At 29.4% G+C, this 15,247-nt stretch carries 14 protein-coding genes and 3 pseudogenes; 13 read left to right on the top strand and 4 right to left on the bottom strand.

From position 1 onward, the window contains the following. Positions 1-58 precede the first annotated feature (58 nt). Positions 59-445: pseudogene (locus B2G86_RS05980) on the bottom strand (recombinase family protein); the annotation flags it as partial. 235 nt (positions 446-680) lie between these two features. Between B2G86_RS05980 and B2G86_RS13605 the strand changes: the two are divergent. Then, positions 681-797: an IS3 family transposase gene (locus tag B2G86_RS13605; RefSeq protein WP_411818377.1), complete on the top strand. Its 117-nt coding sequence runs from the start codon at positions 681-683 to the stop codon at positions 795-797. 70 nt (positions 798-867) lie between these two features. Further along, a complete protein-coding gene (locus tag B2G86_RS13610) occupies positions 868-1,089 on the top strand; it encodes an IS3 family transposase (RefSeq protein ID WP_078357221.1) in 222 nt (73 codons plus the stop codon). A gap of 529 nt (positions 1,090-1,618) precedes the next feature. Here B2G86_RS13610 and B2G86_RS06000 read toward each other — a convergent pair. Continuing rightward, a pseudogene (locus B2G86_RS06000) lies at positions 1,619-1,945 on the bottom strand (TSUP family transporter); the annotation flags it as partial. Positions 1,946-1,977: 32 nt separating this feature from the next. Beyond that, positions 1,978-2,238, bottom strand: a complete 261-nt coding sequence (cstR, locus tag B2G86_RS06005) for a persulfide-sensing transcriptional repressor CstR (protein ID WP_070373493.1) — start codon at positions 2,236-2,238, stop codon at positions 1,978-1,980. A 94-nt stretch (positions 2,239-2,332) separates the two neighbouring features. Here cstR and B2G86_RS06010 point away from each other — a divergent pair. The 8 genes and pseudogenes from B2G86_RS06010 to B2G86_RS06045 form a co-directional block, all read left to right on the top strand. After that, positions 2,333-2,896: pseudogene (locus tag B2G86_RS06010) on the top strand (sulfurtransferase TusA family protein); the annotation flags it as partial. Between the two features lie 335 nt (positions 2,897-3,231). After that, positions 3,232-4,626 carry an NAD(P)H-binding protein gene (locus tag B2G86_RS06015; RefSeq protein WP_078357224.1) on the top strand — a complete coding sequence of 465 codons (1,395 nt, stop codon included), beginning with the start codon at positions 3,232-3,234 and terminating at the stop codon, positions 4,624-4,626. Between the two features lie 642 nt (positions 4,627-5,268). Beyond that, on the top strand, positions 5,269-5,769 hold the full coding sequence (locus B2G86_RS06020; RefSeq protein WP_078357225.1) for a TspO/MBR family protein: 501 nt from the start codon (positions 5,269-5,271) through the stop codon (positions 5,767-5,769). Between the two features lie 4 nt (positions 5,770-5,773). Continuing rightward, entirely contained in the window at positions 5,774-6,247 is a 474-nt protein-coding gene (locus B2G86_RS06025; RefSeq protein ID WP_078357226.1) for a glycosyl-4,4'-diaponeurosporenoate acyltransferase CrtO family protein, read from the top strand. Further along, positions 6,248-7,744 (top strand): phytoene desaturase family protein, encoded by a 1,497-nt coding sequence (locus B2G86_RS06030; RefSeq protein ID WP_078357227.1) that lies wholly within the window; start codon positions 6,248-6,250, stop codon positions 7,742-7,744. Continuing rightward, a complete protein-coding gene (locus B2G86_RS06035; RefSeq protein WP_198931320.1) occupies positions 7,745-8,848 on the top strand; it encodes a glycosyltransferase family 2 protein in 1,104 nt (367 codons plus the stop codon). 57 nt (positions 8,849-8,905) lie between these two features. After that, the gene (locus B2G86_RS06040) at positions 8,906-9,787 is read left to right on the top strand and encodes a phytoene/squalene synthase family protein (protein ID WP_078357228.1); all 882 of its coding nucleotides are present in this window, start codon (positions 8,906-8,908) and stop codon (positions 9,785-9,787) included. Beyond that, positions 9,784-11,289, top strand: a complete 1,506-nt coding sequence (locus tag B2G86_RS06045) for a phytoene desaturase family protein (RefSeq protein WP_078357229.1) — start codon at positions 9,784-9,786, stop codon at positions 11,287-11,289. The genes B2G86_RS06040 and B2G86_RS06045 overlap by 4 nt, the downstream gene beginning before the upstream one ends. A 47-nt stretch (positions 11,290-11,336) precedes the next feature. On the opposite strand, the gene B2G86_RS06050 is transcribed toward B2G86_RS06045, so the two are convergent. Then, on the bottom strand, positions 11,337-11,762 hold the full coding sequence (locus B2G86_RS06050; RefSeq protein WP_078357230.1) for a pyridoxamine 5'-phosphate oxidase family protein: 426 nt from the start codon (positions 11,760-11,762) through the stop codon (positions 11,337-11,339). A gap of 225 nt (positions 11,763-11,987) precedes the next feature. On the opposite strand from B2G86_RS06050, the gene B2G86_RS06055 reads away from it, so the two are divergent. The 3 genes from B2G86_RS06055 to B2G86_RS06065 all read left to right on the top strand — a co-directional run bounded on the left by B2G86_RS06055 (position 11,988) and on the right by B2G86_RS06065 (position 15,241). Continuing rightward, on the top strand, positions 11,988-13,361 hold the full coding sequence (locus B2G86_RS06055) for a cryptochrome/photolyase family protein (RefSeq protein ID WP_078357231.1): 1,374 nt from the start codon (positions 11,988-11,990) through the stop codon (positions 13,359-13,361). A 30-nt stretch (positions 13,362-13,391) separates the two neighbouring features. After that, positions 13,392-13,823 (top strand): antibiotic biosynthesis monooxygenase family protein, encoded by a 432-nt coding sequence (locus tag B2G86_RS06060; protein WP_078357232.1) that lies wholly within the window; start codon positions 13,392-13,394, stop codon positions 13,821-13,823. Between the two features lie 683 nt (positions 13,824-14,506). After that, positions 14,507-15,241: an FtsW/RodA/SpoVE family cell cycle protein gene (locus B2G86_RS06065; protein WP_198931321.1), complete on the top strand. Its 735-nt coding sequence runs from the start codon at positions 14,507-14,509 to the stop codon at positions 15,239-15,241. Positions 15,242-15,247: the final 6 nt, after the last annotated feature.

Genomic DNA, 15,247 nt, shown 5'->3' on the forward strand with positions numbered 1-15,247 from the left:
GTTAATCATACTTTGAGTAACACTATTTTGCGATTCTAGATGTTGGTATTGTTTGAGTTAATACCTGATTTTTTCTTATTATAGTCATATTTGTTAGTGTCGAATGACAACAGAAACATTTTATTTTTCTTTTGAGCTGATTAACTGACTCTAAACGAATGACTTGTTTCTGGGTGCGTATTGTTTGAACACGTTCATATATAGCTGTACTCAAAATAGGTGGAAACATATTGTTAGATTGACCATATTGATTGGTGGCAAGTCCGCAGTAATTAGGATTTATGATAATATTACGTACTTGATAAGTTTTGCGCTTAATTAGTAGCTTATCTTCTTCTATGTATTGCGAGGGTTTTATGTATCCACTACTTAAAAGGTAGTAGTTAAATACCACTTTTACTGTTGGTGCTTCGTCTGGATTGATTGTAAACTGACCACTATGAAACAACGGGTTCTTTTAAGCATCGGGATAATCTAAGTGAAGATGAAAAAGAGTTGAAAAGGTTACGTAAAGAAGTTAAGTATGGAAACAGATATTTTAAAGCAAGGAGCCTTGATAATGGGGCGAAAATTAAAGTTATTAGACAAAATAGCGATGATTACTCGGTATCACCCATGTGTAAAACCCTTAAAATATTACTATGAAGTAAATATCGTGTAAAAAAGCACGCGAACAGCAGCTGACAGAAACTATTATAAGTATATTTAATAAAAGTAGAAAATGTTATGGATCCAGGAAGGTTAGAAAATTGTTGAAAAACAAGGGGTTAGTTGTTTCAAAAAGAAAATCATTATGATTAACAAGAGCAATTTTCCAGTTTCAGAGTATAACAAAACCTGATACAAAAGTAAAGTTATAATGAAGAATTGATAGACAATAAACTTAATCGAAAGTTCAACAAAAACCATGCAATAGAAGAATCAACATTTAAGGCTGTAAAAACTGAGCTTGTGTATCCTAATAAGGTTAGAGCACTAGACGAAATGAATCTACAACTATCAGATTATATTAATTGGTTTAATCATCATAGAATACATTCTCCATTGAACTTTCAAACGCCTGTTAATTATAAATTAAGTACCATATAAAAAATGTCCAGTTTACTGTTGACATACCATTTGTTGTTCCATGTTGACGATAATGATATTCCTTTAATATAAAGTGTTCAAACTGATTATTAAGGTCTTACAAAGTAAGATGTTTTCTTGATTTTTTATTTTTCCATAATCAGGAAGTAATTCAAAAAACTTTAAATTAACTATTTGAAAAATGTTCTATTTTTTACACAGCCTTTTTGAATATATCAGTTCTATTTTGAAGTTAGCTGATACTTGTTGCATATAATCTTTGCCATCATCAGTATAGAATTTTTCTGGAATGCCACAAATTGTCCAATTTGAATTTCCTTTTTCATATTATTTGCCTTAGCACAAGTATTGTTCTTTCAGTGTTTGGTGCTCCAAAATCTATTCTGAAAACTGCAATTGCTCTGCTATAATCAATTTGCCACGTCTCATTAGGACGTTTCAACTCACATGTATATATGCCATCTTATTTTCAGCATACTTTTTTGAATTCATATTTGAATAAACTTTAAATATTCAGGTACTCGTTTATTTATAAAACAATTTGAATAATTGCAATAATGATTAAAGCACTAATAATCCACATTTGTATTGATCTTGGAACTTTTTTACTTAATTTCAAACCTAAGGGAGCAAAGACAATACTCCCTATTATTAGAAATAATGCGTCTTCAAAAGGAACAAACCCCTGTATAAGCTTAATAATAAAGGCACCAATTGAAGATATAAAAGCAATTACTATACTATTAGCAACCACCGTATTCATTGGTAATTTGAATAAAACTAATAATATAGGAATGATAATAAAGGCACCACCTATACCGACTAAACCAGATATAAATCCTCCGAACACTCCGATGAGTAACATAATAACAACTGTAACAATCTCCATTATTTACTTTTCACCAATAAGTTAACTGCTTCATTAATTAATTCTTGAGAGTTTTCTCCATTTTGCTCGGCTGCTTTTACACATTCTATTAAATTTTCACTAATAATAATGCCCATTAAACGCTGTAGGGAACTTTTGGATGCACTGATTTGAGTGATTACATCTTTACAATCTTTTCCTTCTTCCATCATTTTTACAACACCATTTAATTGTCCTTGTACTCTATTAATACGATTAATCATTGTTTTATCATAATTCATGGTTAATTCCTCCACTGTTAATTGAATAAAATCATAATAAATGATTAAAGCACCTTTGTCAAATACCCCTATAGGTATTTATAAGGAGGTCATTATGAATACCTATAGTGAAAAGCATATCAATGAATTAAGTAAAAAAGAATTAGAAAAACTAGCAGGACAAAGACAATTAATTGATGTCAGAACAGAAGAGGAATATGAGCTGGCACATATAAAAGGTGCGACATTACATCCTGTAGATAAGATTGAATCGTTCAATAAAGATAAAAACAAAACCTATTATATTCACTGTAAAAGTGGTAATAGAAGCGCCAAAGCAAGTGAATATTTAGCTAAACAAGGCTATGATGTTGTAAATTTAGACGGTGGCTATAATGCTTATGAAGAACAAAATAATAATCACGATACACAAGAAGAAAATATAAATGTAGAAATCAAACCAGAGCGTAAACAACTTAACTATAGTGGTCTTCAATGTCCAGGTCCAATTGTCAATATCAGTAAAGAAGTGAAAAATATTGGAGTAGGTGACCAAATCGAAGTTACAGTAACAGATCCTGGATTCCTTAGCGACATTAAAAGCTGGGTAAAACAAACAGGACATACGTTAGTTAAACTTGATGAAAGTAATAATGGAATTAATGCAATTATTCAAAAAAATCTTGTATCCGAAGATATGGCTGAACACAAATAGATATACAATAAATTTATTACAAAAGAACAAAATAAGATAATATGATTATCCAAATTTGGAAAAAAGGCGCATAAAGTTAGTTAATGATAAGCATAACATTTCGCAGGTATTATAAAGTTAATTTGTAAATTTAAATGCTATTACCTAAATATTTGTTAAGGAATATTTAAAAAGGGTAAATATTCTATAGTATGAAAAAGAGTAAAAATTAAGTATGTAAAAAATCAATGATTTAATAAGAATAACCCAAACTATTTAAAGTAAGAACTATAATTTAAAAGTTGAAAGGAATGAATGTTATGGCGCGTATATTATTAACAGGTGCTTCTGGATACATTGGAAGTAATTTGATGAAAAAATTAAAAGTTGAAAATGAAATAATTGCTATATCAAGAAATATTGAAAATAAAGTAGATGAGAAAAATGTAACTTGGAAGAAAGCAGATATATTTTCATTAATTGATGTTGAAAATGTTATGAAAGATATTGATATTGCTATTTACTTAGTCCACTCAATGATGCCAAACTCTAAGCTTACACAAGCTAAATTTGAAGATATGGATTTTTTATTAGCTGATAATTTTGGAAGAGCTGCTAAAAAAGAAGGTATTAAGCACATCATTTATATGAGTGGTCTTGTACCAAACGAAGAGAATCTTTCTCGACATTTAGAGAGTCGATTAGAATGTGAAAAAGTACTTGGTTCATATGGAGTGCCAGTCAGTACACTTAGAGCAGGTTTAATAGTAGGATCGAACGGCTCTTCATATCCAATTTTAAAAAAATTGACACAACGATTGCCATTATTGTTGTTACCTAAATGGGCAAATAATATAACACATCCTATCTATATTGATGATGTCATAAATTCAATTACTAAAGTCGTATCAAGAAGGCCTAAACTAAATGAATCAATTGATGTTGGTGGTCCAGATGAGTTGACATATAAGGATTTATTTAAGCAAACGGCTAGTGTTTTAAATAAAAAAATGCCAATGTTTAATTTGCCGATTATACCTTTAGTCCTCTCTAAATACTGGATAAGACTTATTAGTGGTGAAAAGAAAGAAATTGTTTATCCTCTTATGGATAGTTTAGTTCATGATATGAGAATGGATAATAAAAATTATATAGAAGGAATATCCGATGGAAAAACTTCATTTAAGGAAAGTGTTAAATTAGCATTAAAAAATGAATCATCGAGTAAGAAAAAGAAAAACAAAAGTAAAACGATAAAAAATGTGAAATCTGTTCAAAGGATCCGAATACCTAATCATATGACTATAGAAGATGTAGCAAATGATTATATGGAATGGTTAAATAATCTTAATAATAAAATAATATCTACTGAATACATTAACGGTAGATATATGATTTCACTTTTTCCTATAAAGAACCCTATATTGATATTAGAAAAGTCAGACTCCCGTTCAGATGAAAATAGGCAACTTCTCTATATAACAGGGGGAGGATTTTCAAAAAATAGAAATAAAGGTAGAGCGAGAATGGAGTTTCGTAGAGTACTAAATAAAAATGAATGTATAGTAGCTATTCATGAATATGAACCTACACTTCCATGGATTATTTATAAACTAACGCAAGCCAGAATACACTTGTACGTTATGACTTTATACAATATACATCTAAAATCAATAGAATATAAAGTTAATAAATTGAATTTAGATAAGGTTTAATATCTTTGAATCATAGTGAATATTCAGGGGGATATATATGAAAATCTATATTACATTCTTAAAAATTTTAAGGTTTTTTATAAAACAATTTTTAAAAATTTATTGGACTATATGCGGAATAGTATCTTACGTTTTGATCAAATATAAAAAAATTAAGCTAATACTATGTTTAAAGTTGTTATTAAAAGGTAATATAGGATTAAGAGACTAGAGCTCTTGTCATAATAAGTGAAAGCGAGTTGAAGGATTAATTCCTTGCTCGCTTTTTATAAAACTAATTAAATGAAAAATATTAATTTAGCTGACTTTAATATAAATGACATCTATTTAAAGCCTATCAATTAAAAAATATTTTATCAATAAAATAGCACCTCACTAATCAGTGAGGTGAAAAGGGTTTTTTAAATATGAGTTGAATAAATAACAGATATAAAACATTCAACCTACATATATTATATATTAAAAAAGATAAATTTAAATAAATCAACCTATTTTTATATAAAATACTATGAAATTTTTTAAAAGGGAATAGATTTTAACTTATATAGATTGAAAAGTGTTTAGCTAGAAAAATAACATGTCTAATAGAGATGTGTAACGTCTAGAGATAAAAGTAAGTTACTCTAAAAAAGGAGAATGATCATGAAAGTAATTGAAACAATAAAATCAATCATAAAAGTTATAACACCAATTATCGGGGGTAAATTTATAGGTAAATTTGCAGTGAAAAACGCGCGAAAAGATTATAAAAAAAATGTAAAACCGCCTTTTTCACCTCCTGGTCGTGTATTTCCAATTGTTTGGCCAATACTATATATAACAATGGGTGCAGCTTATGCATTAGTAACTAATAAATCTGATAATAAGACTTTGAAAGGTTTTTATTATACACAATTAACTCTGAACTATTTATGGTCTATATTATACTTCAAATATAAATTACGCTTCAGTGCGTTAATAGAGAGTATTGTGTTACTTGGTACTGTAGTTGGAACAACTGTAAAATTTTTCAGTGTAAAAAAAATAGCTGGCTTTTTATTATTACCATATTTACTTTGGAGTACTTTTGCTACCTATTTAACAATAGGTAACTGGTTTTTAAATAAAGATACCTCAAGTTATACTGGAAAAAACGGGAATTAAATTAATGAAAAAGATTATATATAACGCACTTTATTGGTTTATAGTTCAGATGATTATTGCCCAACTTGGTACGCGTATAAGTTATAAATTTTTAGAAAAAGATAATAAGTATTTTAGAAGTTGGAATTTTGAAAAAGAGGGTCAATTATGGCAACAATTAGTTAAAGTGCAATATTGGAAAGATCATTTGCCAGATGGTCAACATATTAATTCAGATATTAAGAGTAAATCGACTTTTGATTTATCTAAAAATGTAAATGAAATACAGCAATTTATATTAGAAACTAGACGTGCAGAAATTGTTCATATGCTGTCAATATTTTCTGTTATCGCGTTTTATAAATCATCAAAAAGTGTTAAAATTATTAACTTCGCATATGTAGTGATAGCAAATGTTCCCTGTATGATTGTACAGCGCTATAATCGCCCTAAGTTAATACGTATTTATAACAAATTATTAAAAAGAAAAGGTGATTAAATGAGCAATAAAAAAGTTGTTGTTATAGGAGGTGGCTTAGGAGGGATTTCTAGTGCAATTTGTATGGCTAATGCAGGCTATGAAGTAGACTTATATGAACAAAATAAGCATATAGGTGGAAAGGTAAATAGGTTAGAAATAGATGACTATGGATTTGATCTTGGGCCCTCTATTTTAACTATGCCCAAAATATTCCAACGCTTATTCAAACAATGTGATGAAAAGCTAGAAGATTATGTAAATATTCGTAAGTTATCATTACAGATTAGAAATGTGTATCCAGATGGCCAAATAATAGATTTATACGAATCCATTGAAGATATATTAGTAAATAACGAATCATTAACAAATAAAGATATAGAACAACTTTCCTCATTTTTTAGTTATGCTAAAAAGATATATAAAGTTGCTGAAAAAAGCTACTTTGATAAGGGGTTAGATACGATGTATGCAATCATACGTTATCATGGCCCATTTTCAGCTTTAAAACAATTCGACTATTTTCACACAATGCAACAAGCCATTAATAAAAGGGTTGATAACCCATATTTAAGAGAAATGTTAGGTTATTTCATAAAATATGTGGGATCCTCATCTTATGATGCTCCGGCTGTATTAAGTTTATTACCTCAAATGCAACATGAGGAAGGTTTGTGGTACGTAGATGGTGGCATTCATAAGTTAGCAGAAGCGATGGAACAATTAGCAAGGCAATTAGGTGTAAATATACATTTTAACACCCCTGTAAAACGTATAAATTATAATATGCAAAATAAGGTGACGGGGATAACAATAGAAAATAATGAGGAAATATATGCAGATTACATTATATCTAATATGGAAGTAATCCCTGTTTATAAATATTTATTGAATTTTGATGCAAACCAAATAAACAAATTGGAACATAAATTCGAGCCGGCTAGTTCAGGTTATGTCATGCATCTTGGTGTGGACAAAAGTTATCCAGAACTTCAACATCATAACTTTTTCTTTTCGAATCATTCTAAAGTTAATTATGATCAGGTTTTTCAGCAGTATGTTTTGCCTGAAGATCCCACAATATATGTAGTGAATACTAACAAAACAGATAACACGCAAGCACCAGAAGGACACGAAAATATAAAAATATTACCACATATACCCTACATCCAGAATCAACCATTTAGCGAAGCGGAATATATGCAGTTTCGAGAACGTATATTGAATAAATTAGAGTCCATGGGCTTAAAAGATTTGAGAAAGCACATTGTATATGAAGATATATGGACACCACATGACATTGAAAATACATACAATTCTAATAAAGGAGCTATATATGGCGTAGTTTCTAATAAGAAGAAAAATAAAGGTTTCAAGTTTCCTAAAAAAAGTCAATATTTTAAAAATTTATATTTTGTAGGTGGATCCGTAAATCCTGGCGCAGGCATGCCTATGGTCACTTTGAGTGGTATGCAAGTAGCAGAAGCTATTCTTAATGGAGAAAGTAGTGGAGATTAAATGATATTTTATATAATAGCAATAGGATTAACGTTATTATCAGTAATTAGTGGCATGTGTATGTATACACGTCGAGCGCTGATAAGTAACTCCGAAAAAGACAGCGGTCAGACAGCGGTCAGTGTTATTGTGCCTGCTAGAAATGAAGCGGAGAATTTACCTAACTTACTTAGTAGTATAAGTAAAGAACAAGCATTAGAAGTAATTGTGATGAACGATGGTTCAATCGATGAGACGCTAGCTATTGCTAAATATTATGGTGCGAACGCATATACTGTTGAAAATGATACTACATGGCAAGGTAAGTCCCATGCTTGTTGGCAAGGAGTTAAATACGCCACTCATGATTTATTAATGTTTGTTGATGCTGATGTTCAATTTAATTGTGATAACAGTATTCAACGCATAATCAATCAGTATAATTTACAAGATGGTAAAGGCTTGTTATCAATACAACCTTATCACAAGATAAAAAAGTTATATGAAAATATATCGGCGATCTTTAATTTAATGACAGTCCTAGGTATGAATAAATTTTCAATCACGAAATCAGCAGGTAATGAGCAAGGTGCGTTTGGACCAGTCCTTGTGACGAATAAGCAAGATTATAAATTGACACAAGGACATTTGAAAGCTAAAAATCATATCATTGAAGGTTTTGCAATAAGTAAGGCATATCATGAATATGATTTGCCAGTGAATTTGCACGAAGGTCAAGGTGTGGTCAATTTTAGAATGTATCCTCAAGGATATAAAGCTCTATTAGAAGGGTGGAGTAAACACTTTGCACTTGGCTCTCAAATAACTAAAACATCTACACTTATGTTTGTATTTTTATGGTTATTTGGTTCACTTGGATCAATTTTAGCAGTGCTTTTTTCAATTAATTTAAGTTTATTATATATATTATTAGGTATTACTTTATATTTTATTTATGCTATACAGTTTCATATATTTATTCGAAGAACAGGAAATTTTAATCTCGTTGCGAGTTTATGTCATCCACTGCTTTTTACATGCTTTGTCGTAATATTTTTTAAATCATGGTTAGATATAAATGTATTTAAACGTATACATTGGAAAGGCCGTAGAATAGATTTATAACTTTAGTTTTTTTATATAAGTCCCAAGCAGTTCTAGGCATATTGAGGAGGCCAATAAATGAATCAACTAGAGAGAGATTATAACCACTGCCATAACATAATGAAAACACATTCGAAAACGTTTTCATATGCCTTTGATTTTTTGGATATAAAAAGGAAAAAAGCAATTTGGGCAATTTATGCAGTTTGTAGAATTATTGATGACAGTATTGATAAATACAAAGACCTTGAGCAACTAGACAGCATAGCTAGAGATTTAGATGTGATTTATATTGATTATGATTATATTCAAGCGTATCAAAGTGATAAAGCTATTATGAATGCTTTAAGTAACACTTTGGATACATATACAATACCTAAAAAACCTTTTGAATCTCTTATTCAATATGTGAAAGAAGATTTAGATTTAAAAGTAATCCAAACTGATTCAGATTTATACGATTATTGCTATGGTGTTGCAGGTACTGTCGGTGAATTGTTAACTCCTATATTAGCTTCATCAAATAAAAATAGATTTGAGCAAGCTAAAGAAGCTGCGATTGCTTTAGGTAAGGCACTGCAAATAACTAATATTTTAAGAGATGTTGGTGAAGATTTTCAAAATGGAAGAATTTACCTTAGTGCAGAAAAGTTAGTTGAATATCAAGTTGATTTGCAATCTGTATATCATGAAGGCATTACGTCAAATTATATTCAACTATGGGAAAGTTATGCTTTAAAGGCAGTTAGTTTATATGATGTTGCATTAAATGGTATCAATTATTTTGATACAGAGGTACGTTACATTATAGAACTAGCTGCGACTGCCTATCTTGAAATACTTGAGGAAGTAAGAAAATCAAACTATACGTTGCATAAGAAAGTATATGTGAGTAAATTGAAAAAAATGAAAATTTATCGTGAAATCAGTGAGAAATATAATAGGAGTGAACCTTTATGAAGATTGCAGTTATAGGCGGTGGTGTTTCAGGGTTAGCTGCAGCTTCAAGATTAGCAGCAAACGGTCACCAAGTAGATTTATATGAAAAAAACCAACAGATAGGCGGCAGGATGAATCAAATTAAGCAAGATGGTTTTACATTTGATATGGGACCAACTATTGTAATGATGCCTGAAATTTATCGAGATGTTTTTAATTATGCAAAAAAAAATATGAATGATTACTTAGAAATTAAACAATTAGCACATATATATGATGTTTATTTTAGTGAAACAGATCAAATTCGCGTTCCTACAGACCTTGCTCAATTAAGAGAAATGCTTGAAGGTATTGAACCTAACTCTACACATGGTTTTATGTCCTTTTTAACAGATATATACGAAAGGTACGAAATAGCACGAAAATATTTTCTAGAACGTACTTTTAGGAAGCCTACAGACTTTTATAATCCTTTTACTATATATCAAGGTATAAAACTTAAAACTTTTGATAAAGCAGATAATTTAATTGAAAAATATGTTGATAATGAAAAAATTCAAAAAATCTTAGCATTTCAAACATTATATATAGGTATCGATCCTAAACGAAGTCCTTCATTGTATTCAATTATACCTATGATAGAGTTGATGTTTGGTGTTCATTTTATAAAAGGTGGTATGTATAGCTTTGTTAAAGCACTTCAAACACTAAATGAAGAATTGAGTACTCAAATTTATACAAACGCAAATGTTGAAGAAATAATCATTGATAGCAGGTATAAGCGTGCGGAAGGTCTAAAAGTAAATGGACGTATAGAAAAGTATGACAAAATAATTTGTACTGCTGATTTTCCATATGCTACCTCATCTTTAATTAAAAATGAGCATCATCCTAAGAAGTATACGACACAGAAAATTGATAATATGGATTATTCTTGCTCAGCCTTTTTAATGTATATAGGGGTTGATAAAGATTTGTCAGAAGATATCTTGTTACATAATGTTATATTTTCAAAAGATTTTGATAACAATATCAATGAAATATTTTCAGGGGAAATATCCCAAGATCCTTCAATATATGTATATGCTCCTAGTGTGGAAGATAAGTCGTTAGCACCAGAAGGACAGACAGGTATTTATGTGCTTATGCCCGTTTCAGAATTGAAAACAGGCGATACGGATTGGTCTGATGAATCAACAATCACACAAGTGAAAGATATTATTTACAGTAAGCTTTCTACGATTAAAGCGTTAGAAGACTTGAAAAAGCAAGTTGTGACAGAAATTATTTATACTCCTAAAGATTTTGAAGGAGATTATAATGCTAAATTTGGAGCGGCCTTTGGTTTAATGCCTACTTTAGCGCAAAGTAACTATTACAGACCGCCTAATGTTAGCAGAGATTACAAAAATTTGTACTTTGCTGGAGCTAGTGTTCATCCTGGCGCAGGCGTACCAATTGTATTGACGAGTGCTAAAATTACAGTTGATGCTATTTTAGCAGATATTAATGATGGTATATAAATAACGCTTAAAATCACTTTATAAAGTGATTTTAAGCGCTTTTTTAACTAATTGAACGTGATAGTTAACGGTGTGTCTAATTTTTTATCATTCATAATCTTTATGGAATTAGGAATTATTTTAATTACACACAAGTTTGGATCATCTTTAGAGTCAAAAAATGACTTATCTTGTTTGTCCCAAATCCAATCAATAGTTTCTTGATCTTTTAGTATTTCAACAGTCGCATCAATTTCTAGAAAACTACGATTATTCGTTTCGTTGTAACCTATTAGTACATGTGCTTTAGGATTGTCTTTAAATTCATCAATTTTTTTGGACTCAATGCTTGTCTTAGTATAAAGTATGTGTCCATCATTATAAAATACCATGTATCTACTATTAGGTGTATTGTTATGGGCTGTAGACAGTACGCCTATTTTTGATGTATTTAATATATTTTTAATTTCATTTTGTAATTGTTCGTTATTCATAATTTAATCACCTCTAATAATTATATACCCTAAACTTGCGTATAATATGTACAGTTTTAAAATTAATTTTATTATTTAGAGAATTATATACAAGTTATAACGGGTATATGATTAAAAACATAAGTCTATGTTAAAGGACTATTATAAAATTGAATACCTTTATTAACCAAGTTTATCTACTTTCTATAAAGGGAATTTGTAAAAAATAATCTGGGAGGCAATAAAATGCATTTAGGAGTTATACTTAACAGAGTTTTTAGAACGAGAGATAATCCACTTTTTCATTATATAGAGAAGCATCAAAACGAGATAAATAAATTGTATTTTATCTTACCTTTAGAAGATTTATCTGACGCATCAGAAGTAAAAGTTGACTATTATCATAAAGTTGTAGCAGGTTTTATAAATGCTTTAGATAAGTATGATATACAACCACATATTGTCACATATGAAATGCTAGGTGAATTAGCTGATACATTGGCCTTATCTCACGTATTAGTAGCAAAAGATATTATGAGTTATCACAAAGAAATATATGACTATCCTCATGTAAAACAAGCTTTTGAAAATCACCAAGTTATAGTAATTGGCCAGCGAGTGAATCATTATTTTGAGCCAACAAAGACTTTTAATAAACAACAACTGCCTTATAAAGTATTTACCAGTTTTTATAAAGCAAATCGTCAGGATTTAGTACATACCCCTAAGAAAATTTATCAATTTAAGCATTTGTCTCAAATTGCGGAAAAGGGGTCAAATCAAAGTGACTTAAAATTTGAAAATCATAATGATACAGAAAAGTTAGCACGTAAAGCTTGGGATGATTTTTTAAATGCTGACATAGCTCATTATGATAAATTGATTGACGATGTATCGCAGGATTTTGTAAGTGGATTAGGTAAATATTTAGCGTATGGTCTACTCGATATTCCCGAAATTATAAACGATTTACTTGAAGGTTATGATAGCGATGAAACAAATTATGAAGATTTTATAAGAGAGGTTGTATTCCGTGAATTTTATTATGTATTAATGACACAATATCCAGAAACTGCAACTAAATCTTTTTCTGAAAAGTATCGAGGCATGGAATGGTCTTATAATAAAGCACATTTTGAAGTATGGAAAAATGGTCAAACTGGCTACCCATTGGTTGATGCTGCAATGAAGAAGCTTAATCGTACAGGATATATGCATAATCGCTTGAGAATGGTCGTATCTCAATTTTTAACGAAAAATTTATTTATTGATTGGACTTGGGGTGAGGACTACTTTAGACAGTATTTGATAGATTATGATAATGCATCTAATGTACATGGATGGCAGTGGTCAGCATCAACAGGGACGGATGCAGTGCCTTATTTCAGAATGTTTAATCCTATACGTCAAAGTGAGCGTTTTGATGCACAGGGTTATTTTATTAAAACACAACTAGAAATATTTAATGATGTGACTAGTAAGTATATTCATGATCCAACTAAATATAAAGATAAGATACAAGAGATTTATCATATTAAAATTGGAAAGGATTATCCAGAGGCTATGGTGAATCATAAAAATAGTAGAGATTATGTTATGGATAAATTTAAGCAATTTTGATATGTAATTCATTAAAAAGGAGAGGTTCAATTGTTGAAAAATGAAGTGCATCGTATTTATTTAGGCAAAAATAATAATGAGATAACTATTAATAGATTTAATGTGATATATCACTATACTATATTAGAACAAATTAATGATTTACCACAATATGGTTATGCAGTTTTAAATCATCTATATGCTAATCCTGGTCTAGAGGAAGACTTCGAGCGTGTGTTCTTAAATAGAGATAAGAACTTAATGAATACTAAAGGGTTTGAAAATCTATTGTTTTTAAAGCCACATAGTACAAATGAGCATTATGTTATTATTACGTTTTGGCAAGATGAAGTAGCTTACAAGTATTGGCAAGAGTCTCAGGAATATAAGGCATCTCATAAAAATAGAGGAACTAAACAAGGCGCTGATAAATCTATTGTAAATAGAAATTTATCATTTAATATTAGTTTAGAATTAAAATAGCATAATTTTTGAATCAAATGAATATTCCTACAAACTTATAGTTGAGTTATTTAAATACTAACTTACCTAATTTTTTTAGCAATATAAAATTTTTAGTGAAATCACTGATAGGGGGATAGTTATATTGTTATTTTTATTTTCAATTTTTTCTTAATCTATCTGATCAACTTTAAGACAATAGCTTTTTGGATAATAATTTTGAAATTGTAAAGCTTCATTTTAATTTTTTCTAAGTTATTATCCTATTGTTTTGGAGTTGATAAATAATATTAGAAAAATGGAAAAATTAACACAGCTAGTTCTGTTACTTACACTTTTAGCTTCTATAGCATCCTCAATCATATCTCTGGTTAAATATAATAATTTATTCGAAACTACACTACTAGATGCTAGCATCAATTATCAGATTTATGCTTTATTATAATAATTGTTTTTGTAACAAATAAAAAGGCTCCTAAATTCTTAGTGAATTAGGGAGCCTTTAATATTATTTTGAACAAAATGAATTGTTTGAGTTTGCGTTATTCATCATCCTTTCTACTATTTTTTAACACTACTCACCAAATATTTTTAGGTCAACCTAAAAATATTTGTCAACAAACAAAAAATGTGTGACAATTGTTAAGATATTTTTAAGAAAGGGTAAAATAAAGTTAAGAATAATAAGAAGCATTAGAATTCGCATGAAGTATTTAGATTTAGGCATTATGTCTTGTTTTATAATTCTAAGTATTATAGGTGTGGTTATGATTTATAGTGCGAGTATGGTAGCTGCTTCAAGAGGAAGTTTAACTAATGGAGTGCCGGTAGAGGCTAATTTTTTTATGAAAAGACAATATATTTTTGTAATTTTAGGGTTTATTTTACTTTTAATTATTAGTATGTACTTTAATATCAACGCTCTTAAAAATAGTAATATGCAAAAGTTAATTGTTTTGGGAACAATCGCATTACTATTTCTGACATTGATAGTAGGTAAAGAGATCAATGGCTCAAAGAATTGGATTAACTTAGGACTATTTAGTATTCAAACATCAGAATTTCTAAAGTTAGTGGCTATTTTTTATCTTGCATTTATATTAGATAAACTTCTAACAAATAGGCGAAGTTATCAATTGAAAAATTTGGTTCCACCATTATCTATATTAGGTTTAGTACTTGTATTAATACAAGGAGATTTAGGTGGAACATTGCTAACATTGGCAATTATTGCCTCTATTTTAATATATTCTGATATTAAAAATAAAATAAAATTGCAGATATTTATAAACTTGGGCGGTATATCAGGACTCATACCATTAACAGGTGTAACGCTACCGTTATTAAGTTATGGATGCTCATCCATGCTGAGCATCAGTATAGCACTAGGAAGTATGCTAGCAGTAATAAGACAAATTAAGAAAGAGAAGTTTATATAAATACAA

Source organism: Mammaliicoccus fleurettii, assembly GCF_002018435.1.
Taxonomy (GTDB): Bacteria; Bacillota; Bacilli; order Staphylococcales; family Staphylococcaceae; genus Mammaliicoccus; species Mammaliicoccus fleurettii.

Excerpts from the sequence above, each read along its gene's own strand:
- B2G86_RS06050 (WP_078357230.1), bottom strand. The coding sequence starts at position 11,762 with ATGAATAACGAACAATTACAAAATGAAATTAAAAATATATTAAATACA.
- B2G86_RS06015 (WP_078357224.1), top strand. The coding sequence starts at position 3,232 with ATGGCGCGTATATTATTAACAGGTGCTTCTGGATACATTGGAAGTAAT.
- B2G86_RS06020 (WP_078357225.1), top strand. The coding sequence starts at position 5,269 with ATGAAAGTAATTGAAACAATAAAATCAATCATAAAAGTTATAACACCA.
- B2G86_RS06035 (WP_198931320.1), top strand. The coding sequence starts at position 7,745 with ATGATATTTTATATAATAGCAATAGGATTAACGTTATTATCAGTAATT.
- B2G86_RS06040 (WP_078357228.1), top strand. The coding sequence starts at position 8,906 with ATGAATCAACTAGAGAGAGATTATAACCACTGCCATAACATAATGAAA.
- B2G86_RS06025 (WP_078357226.1), top strand. The coding sequence starts at position 5,774 with ATGAAAAAGATTATATATAACGCACTTTATTGGTTTATAGTTCAGATG.
- B2G86_RS06055 (WP_078357231.1), top strand. The coding sequence starts at position 11,988 with ATGCATTTAGGAGTTATACTTAACAGAGTTTTTAGAACGAGAGATAAT.
- B2G86_RS06045 (WP_078357229.1), top strand. The coding sequence starts at position 9,784 with ATGAAGATTGCAGTTATAGGCGGTGGTGTTTCAGGGTTAGCTGCAGCT.
- B2G86_RS06030 (WP_078357227.1), top strand. The coding sequence starts at position 6,248 with ATGAGCAATAAAAAAGTTGTTGTTATAGGAGGTGGCTTAGGAGGGATT.
- cstR (WP_070373493.1), bottom strand. The coding sequence starts at position 2,238 with ATGAATTATGATAAAACAATGATTAATCGTATTAATAGAGTACAAGGA.
- B2G86_RS06065 (WP_198931321.1), top strand. The coding sequence starts at position 14,507 with ATGAAGTATTTAGATTTAGGCATTATGTCTTGTTTTATAATTCTAAGT.